Origin of the sequence: Microbacterium enclense (assembly GCF_004022425.1) — a bacterium.
GTDB lineage: Bacteria > Actinomycetota > Actinomycetes > Actinomycetales > Microbacteriaceae > Microbacterium > Microbacterium enclense_A.
The window spans coordinates 1-7,918 of sequence record NZ_RBZY01000085.1; the positions used below are offsets into that span (position 1 = coordinate 1).

At 68.3% G+C, this 7,918-nt stretch carries 10 protein-coding genes; 6 read left to right on the top strand and 4 right to left on the bottom strand.

Features of this window, described 5'->3' with window-relative positions; all coding sequences use genetic code 11:
• Positions 1-64 precede the first annotated feature (64 nt).
• Positions 65-601, bottom strand: coding sequence for a GNAT family N-acetyltransferase (locus D8Y23_RS15405; RefSeq protein WP_128218950.1), 537 nt, complete (start codon positions 599-601; stop codon positions 65-67).
• Positions 602-981: 380 nt separating this feature from the next.
• On the opposite strand from D8Y23_RS15405, the gene D8Y23_RS15410 reads away from it, so the two are divergent.
• From D8Y23_RS15410 to D8Y23_RS15420, 3 genes are all read left to right on the top strand, one after another.
• Entirely contained in the window at positions 982-2,271 is a 1,290-nt protein-coding gene (locus tag D8Y23_RS15410; RefSeq protein WP_205797322.1) for a recombinase family protein, read from the top strand.
• A gap of 114 nt (positions 2,272-2,385) precedes the next feature.
• A complete protein-coding gene (locus D8Y23_RS15415) occupies positions 2,386-2,802 on the top strand; it encodes a winged helix-turn-helix transcriptional regulator (protein WP_128218951.1) in 417 nt (138 codons plus the stop codon).
• Positions 2,803-2,859: 57 nt separating this feature from the next.
• The gene (locus D8Y23_RS15420; protein ID WP_128218952.1) at positions 2,860-3,540 is read left to right on the top strand and encodes a TetR/AcrR family transcriptional regulator; all 681 of its coding nucleotides are present in this window, start codon (positions 2,860-2,862) and stop codon (positions 3,538-3,540) included.
• Here the strand turns inward: D8Y23_RS15420 and D8Y23_RS15425 are convergent.
• On the bottom strand, positions 3,528-4,841 hold the full coding sequence (locus tag D8Y23_RS15425; RefSeq protein ID WP_128218953.1) for an FAD-binding oxidoreductase: 1,314 nt from the start codon (positions 4,839-4,841) through the stop codon (positions 3,528-3,530). The two genes, D8Y23_RS15420 and D8Y23_RS15425, sit on opposite strands and share 13 nt — an antisense overlap.
• Positions 4,842-4,925: 84 nt before the next feature.
• Here D8Y23_RS15425 and D8Y23_RS15430 point away from each other — a divergent pair, with 84 nt between their 5' ends.
• Together D8Y23_RS15430 and D8Y23_RS15435 are read left to right on the top strand one after the other, a co-directional pair.
• Positions 4,926-5,792, top strand: coding sequence for an NmrA/HSCARG family protein (locus tag D8Y23_RS15430; protein ID WP_128218954.1), 867 nt, complete (start codon positions 4,926-4,928; stop codon positions 5,790-5,792).
• Positions 5,789-6,664 (top strand): SDR family oxidoreductase, encoded by an 876-nt coding sequence (locus tag D8Y23_RS15435; protein WP_128218955.1) that lies wholly within the window; start codon positions 5,789-5,791, stop codon positions 6,662-6,664. The genes D8Y23_RS15430 and D8Y23_RS15435 overlap by 4 nt, the downstream gene beginning before the upstream one ends.
• A gap of 244 nt (positions 6,665-6,908) precedes the next feature.
• On the opposite strand, the gene D8Y23_RS15440 is transcribed toward D8Y23_RS15435, so the two are convergent.
• Together D8Y23_RS15440 and D8Y23_RS15445 are read right to left on the bottom strand one after the other, a co-directional pair.
• The gene (locus tag D8Y23_RS15440; protein ID WP_128218956.1) at positions 6,909-7,310 is read right to left on the bottom strand and encodes an IS3 family transposase; all 402 of its coding nucleotides are present in this window, start codon (positions 7,308-7,310) and stop codon (positions 6,909-6,911) included.
• 99 nt (positions 7,311-7,409) lie between these two features.
• A complete protein-coding gene (locus D8Y23_RS15445; protein WP_128218957.1) occupies positions 7,410-7,634 on the bottom strand; it encodes a hypothetical protein in 225 nt (74 codons plus the stop codon).
• On the opposite strand from D8Y23_RS15445, the gene D8Y23_RS15450 reads away from it, so the two are divergent.
• A partial coding sequence (locus tag D8Y23_RS15450) for a transposase (RefSeq protein WP_164878275.1) occupies positions 7,633-7,918 on the top strand: 286 nt, incomplete at its 3' end. The genes D8Y23_RS15445 and D8Y23_RS15450 overlap by 2 nt on opposite strands.

The following is a 7,918-nucleotide window of genomic DNA, read 5'->3' on the forward strand; positions in this document are numbered from 1 at the left end:
GCAACTACCACGCCGGCCTCTGCCTCGCCGCGACACTCCACTGGCTCAGCAACGGTGCCGTCGCTCATTCCGCGATCGACAGCACGAGATGAGTCGCAGGGGCGGGGTCTGTCGCCAGTCGCGCGTGCGTCTCAACGTCGTAGCGGACATCGCCGTAGCGGAGCTTCTCCCGCTCGATCCCTTCGGCGAGGAATCCCGCCGCGGTCGCCACTCGACATGATGCGGGGTTGTTCACCCGGTGCCCGAGCTCGAGCCGATACAGCCCCTTCTCGAAGACCCAGTCGCTCACCGCGATGAGCGCGCCCGTCGCGTATCCCTTGCCGCGCGCTTCAGCTGCGAGCCAGTAGTACATCCACGCGGTCTCGTGCCGGAACTCGATTGCGGCCGCTCCGACGTTGCCGATCGCAACACCGTGCTCGACGATGGCCCAGTTCTTCACGTGCTCGTCGAAGCGCAGGGACTGGTCGATGAACGCCTCAGCCGCTGCCCGGGTCGACAGATCGGCGCCCCCGAACTGAGTCGCCAGATCGGAAGCGCTCTGAGATGCTTCGCTCAGCGCCGACGCATCGCCACTGTTCCACGGGCGAAGCACGACACTCACGCCCTCAATCCTGCCTCAGCCGCCGGCTGGGACCCGAACCCGACCTTTTAGCAACACGGCCTAGTCAGTGGAGGTGGTCGGCGTGGACGTCGAACGCAAGAAGAACGTTGTGGCCTACGTACGGCTCGCGCGCGCGGGGGGCGTTGGCGGGGACGCTGTAGCGCAGCGACGAGCCATCGAGCGGCGCTGCCGCGAGAACAACCTAGTCGTGGAAGCGACGTTGCGGGCGACCCGCCTGGCTGTTGATCGGTCCTCAACGGAGGTGCTTCGCGCACTGGTTCGATACCCGTTCGGTGTGTCTCTGAGGCAGGGTTCCGATCGGAGTGGTCGTCATGCTCTCTAGGACGACTACGAGCAGCACTGGGACGATTACCGAGCAGGTGCTGGTCTATCTGAGGATCAGCGAAGACCGTACCGGAGAGGAAGCCGGGGTCGAGCGGCAGCGAGACGACTGCCTCGCGCTGTGCGCCCGGCTGGGCCTCAACGTTGCCGAGGGCGACGTGTTCATGGACAACGACACGTCCGCCTACCTCGACAAGAAGCGACCGGACTTCGCGCGGATGCTCGCTCGGATCAAGCTCGGTCCTTCGCGGGTCGTGGTGTGGCACGTCGACCGGCTCTACCGGCGACCCCGTGAGCTCGAGGACTTGATCGACCTCGTGGAGACGCATCCGATCCGCATCGAGGCTGTCATGGGCGGTGCGTTCGACTTGAACACTCACGAGGGTCGGCTGATGGCCCGGCAGCTCGTCGCGATGGCGGCCTACGAGTCCGGGCACAAGGCTGACCGCATCCGCCGTGCGAACCGGCAGAAGGCCGAACGTGGCGACTGGCACGGCGCGGCAAAGTTCGGCTACGGCACCGGCGGCGTCCTCATCCCGGAGCAGGCCGCGGTCATCCGTGAGATGGCGGACAGGTTCCTCGCCGGCCAGTCGCTGCGCTCGATCACCGCGTGGCTGAACGAGGAGTCCGGGTTCCCCGCACCGCAGGCGAAGACGGGGAAGACGCTCGGCGTCTGGCACGCGACCACCGTGAAGTCCATCTTGGTCTCCGCGCGGATCAGCGGGCAGCGAGCGTATGAGCCGACGCGAAGGCGCGGTGATGGCCCGAACGGGCGAGAGATCCTCGGACCGGGGAACTGGCCTGCGATCATCACGCCGGAGGAGACGACCCGCATCAGGGCGATGCTTTCCAACCCGGACCGCCGGGTCGGAGCATCTTCGATCAACCTGCTGTCGGCGATCGCGACGTGCGGCAAGTGTGGCTCCGGGCTCGTCGCAGGCAAGGCCAAGCACGGTCCATCGGACGCGAAGCGGAACTACTACCGCTGCATGCCGGTGCCAGGGCATCCCGAGCGCGGCGGCCTATCGGTCAGTGCATCCGGCCTCGAAGCTGTCGTCAGAGAAGCCGTGATTGCCCGCCTTGCTGTGACGACTCTGCCGGCCGACACTCCCGAGACAGGCGGGGCGGTCGCGGAAGCGATGGGACGGATCATGTCCGCTCGTGAGCGGATGGAAGACCTCGCCCGCGACTACGGAGCGGGCATGCTGAGCCGCAGCGAGTACCACGCCGGTCGTGTCGCGGCGCAGAGCGCCGTTCACGACGCGGAAATCGCTCTCGGAAGGGTGAACCGTGCAGGACCTCCGGGCCGCCGAAAGCGATCTGACTGATAACGCGCATGGTTTGCTCCTTGACGTGGGGAATGAATACCAGTGAAGCTAGAACGCCAAGGCACGATCGGTAAGTAGGTACCTGATAGTGCCTAGGGGGTGGATGGGAGACGGATGGTAACCACGACCGCGGCCAGACGGCGTCAGGAGGCAAAGGTTCGCTACGATGCCTACCTCGCTGGCTGCCCCTCACGTCAGCTGCTGGAACTGATCGGCAACAAATGGACGGCGCTGATCCTGGCCGGCCTCCACAACGGCCCCCAGCGCCATAGCGAACTCGCCCGGCACATCGCGGGTGTCAGCCAGAAGATGCTCACCCAGACCCTGCGGAACCTGGAGCGCGATGGCCTGATCACCCGCACCGTCACTGCGTCTGTCCCGGTGAGAGTCGACTACGCACTCACTCCGCTCGGCCACGACCTGCAGCGCGTCGTGCAGCCGCTCAAGGACTGGGCCGAGCAACACATGGAACAGGTCCTCACCCACCGAGCCGCCCAGCCCGGGGCCTTGCCCGAGGCGATCACCATCTGAGCCCACTGACACGTCGAGCCGAGGGCTGCGTGATGGCGTGTGTGGCAGCATGTGGTGATGCAGGCTGGGCGTGGGTCAAAGGCGACGCTGCCGAGATCGCCGCGCCGGGATGCCGTTGCGAATAAGGAGCGGTTGCTGGAGGCGGCTTTGCATGCGATCGGACGTGACGGTCTGGCGGTGCCGGTGTCGGTGATCGCCGCGGAGGCCGGGGTCGGGGTCGCGACGTTCTACCGTAGCTTCCCGGACCGGCACGCGTTGATGGTGGCGTTGGAGCACCGCGCCTACGATAAACTGATCGAAATTCTCAGATCGATCACGGCGCGCCGGATGGAGGGGCTCGATGCGGTCCGGGAGTTTCTGGTCGCGTCCGTCGCGATCGGTGCGGAGCTGATCCTGCCCTTGCACGGTGCGCCGGTCCTGATCGATGAGCAGGCTGTGGCGAAGCGGCAGATGATCGACGCGCTCATCGAGGCGTTTCTTGATCAGGGGCGGGCGTCCGGGGCGGTGAAGCAGGAGGTCAACGCCACGGATGTGATCGTGTGCAGCGCCCTGCTCACCCAGCCGTTGCGGCAGAGCCCGGACTGGCGCAGAAGCGCGACCCGTCATCTGGCGTTGTTCGTCTCAGGTATCGCCTCCGAGGGCGTGCTGCCGCTTCCCCCGGTTCGTCAGCGCGATATCGAGTCCACCTTCCGGGACCGGGCGGCCGGCGCCGGACGGTCGAGGGGTCAGAGCAGGTAGCGGGAGCGGCGGATCCGCCGGTCCGGGTCGACGGCGTCGGCGATCATGGCGACGCGGGCGCGGATGTCAGCCGGGACCGCGTCGGGGACGGACACGGCGCCTTCGACCCAGGATCCGATGCTCCATCCCGTGTCCACGGGGGCTGCGAGTTCGCGAACCGCGGCGAGGGCGTCCTCGATCGCGGGGCGGCGTGACGGATCGTCCAGGGCTGCGACCGTGTGCAGGGCGAACGGGCCGGGCGTGGTCGTCGCGGCGCCGGGGGCCGCGGGTGCGGCGTTGGCGAAGTGGCGGATCTCGACTAGCGCGAGCGGTGTGTCGGGCTGGGTCGCCGCGGTCAGGATCGATACCGCGACGCCCGGGGTGTGTGCGGTGAGCCAGCGGGCGTCGCCCACAGCGGGCACCGCGGTTGGCGGGTCAAGGTGGATCGAGGCGAGTCGTGCGGCGTCGGCGGGTCCCCAGGTGTCCGCGGCGGGGTCCGCGGCCGCCCGCACGGCATCCAGGAGCGGGCGGGCTGGGTCGTCGCCCTGGGTGGAGGCGATCGCGAGGTGCACGACCGGGACGCCCTGCAGGTCGTCGGGGATGGGCGGGCCGGGAGGCGCATGCAGCACCGAGATGCTGGTGGTGACCGCGTCGCCGATCTGATCGAGCGCTGTCGCCCACGCGGCCGTCACCGCCGGCAGATCGTGGACCGGCCAGAGAAGGTATCCGGCGTGCAGGTCGGGTGCCGGTACGAGGTCGAACTCTAGCCGGGTGGCGATACCGACCCCGCCACCACCGCGGAACGCCCACAACGCGTCTCGGTCGATACTGTCTTCGGCGTCCTGCGATGCGATCCTGACCTGTCCGGCGCCGTCGACATATTCCACGGTGCGCAGCGCGGAGCTGGCCGCGCCGAAGGGTCTGGTCAGCCAGCCGTAACCGCCGCCGAAGGTGTACCCGGCGATGGCGACCGTCGGGGAGGATCCCGCGAGTCCGAGCAGCCCGTGACGTTCTGCCTGCTCGTTGACCGTCGCCCACGTCAGTCCCGCCCCCGCTGACGCGGTGCGGCCGACAGGGTCGATCTCGAGCTGGTCCAGACCGGAGGTGTCCAGAAGGAGCGTGTCGTTCCCGATCGTCCCTCCGGCGCCGTGACCGGTGGCCTGCGGCAGCACGGTCAAGCCCCGGACGGCCGCGTCACGGACGACGTCGCCGACCTCGGCCGCAGTGGTCGGCCGGGCGACGACGGCGGGACGTTGGACCGCGGTGGCGTTGTGCGGGGAGGTGGCGCGCTGGTACTCGGATGTACCCGGTTCGAAGATCATGGCGGCGGCTCCTTCTACGTGGTCTGGTGCCGACAGCCTACAAGCTGCCGGACGAATTCGTCCGTTTTGTGTGAGACTGGCAGCATGAGCGAGAGCGAGAGGTTTCCATTCGTGGTCGTCGGCGCGACCGGGCAGCAAGGCGGCGCGGTGATCGATGCGCTGTTGGAGCGTGGCGTGCCGGTGCGGGCTGTGGTGCGCGACCGGACAGCACCGGCCAGCACGGCGTTGACGCGGCGAGGGGTGACGGTCTCGTTCGGCGATCAGGACGACGCGGCCTCGTTGGTGGACGCGTTCCGGGGCGCGGCGGCCCTGTTCGTGATGACCACCTACGACCAGGCCAGTGGCGGCACCGACGCAGAGGCCCGCCGCGGCCGGACGATCGCCGAATCCGCGGCCGCGGCAGGGGTGCCGCGGGTGGTGTACTCCTCCGTGGGTGGCGCCGAGCGTCACACCGGCATCCCACACTTCGAAAGCAAACGCCGCGTCGAAGAACGACTGCAGGAACTGATGCCGGTAACGATCGTGCGGCCGACGTTTTTCATGGAGAACCTGGCACGCGCTCTGTCCGGTGACGAAATCGTGATTCGGCTTCCCCTCCCGGCAGATATTCCGCTGCAGATGATCGCCGTGCGTGACATTGGAGTGATCGCCGCTGAGGCGCTGCTGGATCCGGAGGTGGTGCCGGGCGGGGCGATCGAGATCGCCGGCGATCAACAGACCGGTGACGGCATCGCCGCCGTGATGGCAGACGTGCTCGGCCGGCCCGCCCGCTTCGAGGCTCTGCCGCTGCAGGTCCTCGAGGGCGACGCGGATCGCACCGCCATGTTCCGCTGGTTCATCAACACGCCCAGCTATCAGGCAGACTTCGACCGCACCCGCCGGATCGATCCGGACGTGCGGGATCTGCGCAGCTGGCTCGCCACCACCGGGACAGCCGAGGTGTCCTCATGAGCGCGCCGCGGACCGTTCTGTGCGTGGGCGCCGCGGGCTCTGCCGCGGGACTGGTCGCCCGCTCCGTTGCCGGTGCCGGGCTCACCGTGAGAGGTCTCGTGCACAGCGACGACAAGATCGACGCTGCCCGGCGCAACGGGGCGTCAGAAACCGTCGTGGCCGACCTCGGCGACCGCGCGGCGCTCCGCGAGGCTCTCCGCGGAGTGGACGCCGTGTTCCACATCATCCCGGCGTTCGTCCCAGACGAAGCCCGCATCGGTCAAGCCTTGGTCGACGTCGCCGCGGACGCAGGGATCTCCCGGTTCGTGTTCTCCAGCGTGTATCACCCATCGCTGCTGGATCTGTCGAACCACCGCGACAAGATGCCCGCCGAACAGGCCCTCTTCGACTCCGGCATGGAGTACACCATCCTGCAACCGGCGATGTTCATGGCGCAGCTGGACTCTGTCATCCGGCAGGCAGCACGCGACGGCGTCATCAGCGGCCCCTACTCTGCCCAGTCGCGGATGGCCTACGTCGACTACCGCGACGTCGCCGACGTCGCCGCGCTCGCCTTCACCACGGACCGGTTCGTGGGCGGCGTCTTCGAGCTCGCATCCCCCGGCACGTTCAGTCGCGCCGACCTGGCCACGGAACTCACCCGACTGCTCGGCCGGGACGTGCGAGCCGAATCAGCCCCACCCACCATCCCCGACACCGCCCCGGTACCTCCGACGATGCGGACCGGACTCGGCCGCATGTTCGCTCACTACGACGCCTACGGCTTCAGCGGCGGCAACTCCCTCGTCCTGGCCACGATGCTCGGCCGCGAACCGACAACCGTGAAAGCGTACCTCGCCGAGAAGGCCGACGCTTTCGGTCTTCGCCGCTAAGGTCGCCGCCCGCCCACGCAACCGGCGGACCGGGCACCGCGGTGCACCTCGGCGACCTACGCGCCGGAGCGGACATCGTCGTAACCGATGGCGTGCTCGACGGGCTGGACCCCATCGTCGCTCCCGGCACCAGCGTGGGACAACTCGACATGACCTACAACCTCGCCCGCCGCCCCTGCAGGAACCGCGCCTACGCCGCCGCAACATCGATACCCCGGTCGGTCACCCAGGACGAAGGCCCGGATCAGGGCATGTTGTTGCGCCCCGGGTTAATCGGAGGCTCGACCCGTTCCCGTTGTGCGGCGCGCGATTGGCGTGAATCGTACTGCTGCTGCTCGTGCTCGACGGGTGGGGTCATGCCGATCGGGGGGTGCAGTCGGCGGTGGTTGAGCCAGTCGACGTATTCGGCGACCGTGAACTTGAGGTCGTCGATCGATTGACATGGGCCGCTGTGGCGGACGAGTTCGGCTTTGAAGAGGGAGTTGAACGCCTCCGCGAAAGCGTTGTCGTCACTGTAATCACGGAGCCGACCGGGCAGAGCGTGGCCTTCTGGGTAGAGGGCGCGACGTCCGTGCCGGACGTTGTCCCCTAACCGTCCGTCAGCGACCGACCCGCGGCCACGACGAACGCCGACGATCCCGTTCACGTCATCGCCCGTCCCGGTGTCACCCTCTGACGAGCGGGCGAACGCACTGCGGTCGCGCGCCCGTTTCGCGCCAAGCCTGAATTGGCCGGCTCCGAAACGTCACGGCGCGGAAACGTCACCCGCTGTCGACTCAGTCAAGGAGCGGGCGTGGCTAATCGCTGCGGCACGGGAGGCTTCCTCGGCGAAGCCGTGCCGTTGATCCTCGACAAGCCGGACGGTCTCCAGCACACCGAGCACCGCCCGCACTTCGGGGCGTCCCTCCCAGCCCACCAGCGCCGCGCGGGAGAGCCGTTCCCGGCCCGGGCAGGCAGCGGACACCAGCATGCTGACCGCGACGCTGAGCGAGATCCGCGTCCCCGGAGCGAGAGGCAGGCCACGGACCCGGCCGGACCGGGTCATGGCGGACAAGGGCTACCCGTCCAAGGCGAACCGGGCCTGGCTACGAGAGCGTGGGATCGCTGCGACGATCCCTGAGCGCGACGATCAGATCGCTCACCGACGCAAGCGCCGAGGGAGACCGATCGATTTCGGTGACCAACAGCGCGCCCGCTATCGCGGCCGCAACGTCGTCGAACGCTGCTTCAACAAGCTCAAGCAGTGGCGCGGGA

Excerpts from the sequence above, each read along its gene's own strand:
- D8Y23_RS15415 (WP_128218951.1), top strand. The coding sequence starts at position 2,386 with ATGGTAACCACGACCGCGGCCAGACGGCGTCAGGAGGCAAAGGTTCGC.
- D8Y23_RS15445 (WP_128218957.1), bottom strand. The coding sequence starts at position 7,634 with ATGCTGGTGTCCGCTGCCTGCCCGGGCCGGGAACGGCTCTCCCGCGCG.
- D8Y23_RS15435 (WP_128218955.1), top strand. The coding sequence starts at position 5,789 with ATGAGCGCGCCGCGGACCGTTCTGTGCGTGGGCGCCGCGGGCTCTGCC.
- D8Y23_RS15420 (WP_128218952.1), top strand. The coding sequence starts at position 2,860 with ATGCAGGCTGGGCGTGGGTCAAAGGCGACGCTGCCGAGATCGCCGCGC.
- D8Y23_RS15425 (WP_128218953.1), bottom strand. The coding sequence starts at position 4,841 with ATGATCTTCGAACCGGGTACATCCGAGTACCAGCGCGCCACCTCCCCG.
- D8Y23_RS15430 (WP_128218954.1), top strand. The coding sequence starts at position 4,926 with ATGAGCGAGAGCGAGAGGTTTCCATTCGTGGTCGTCGGCGCGACCGGG.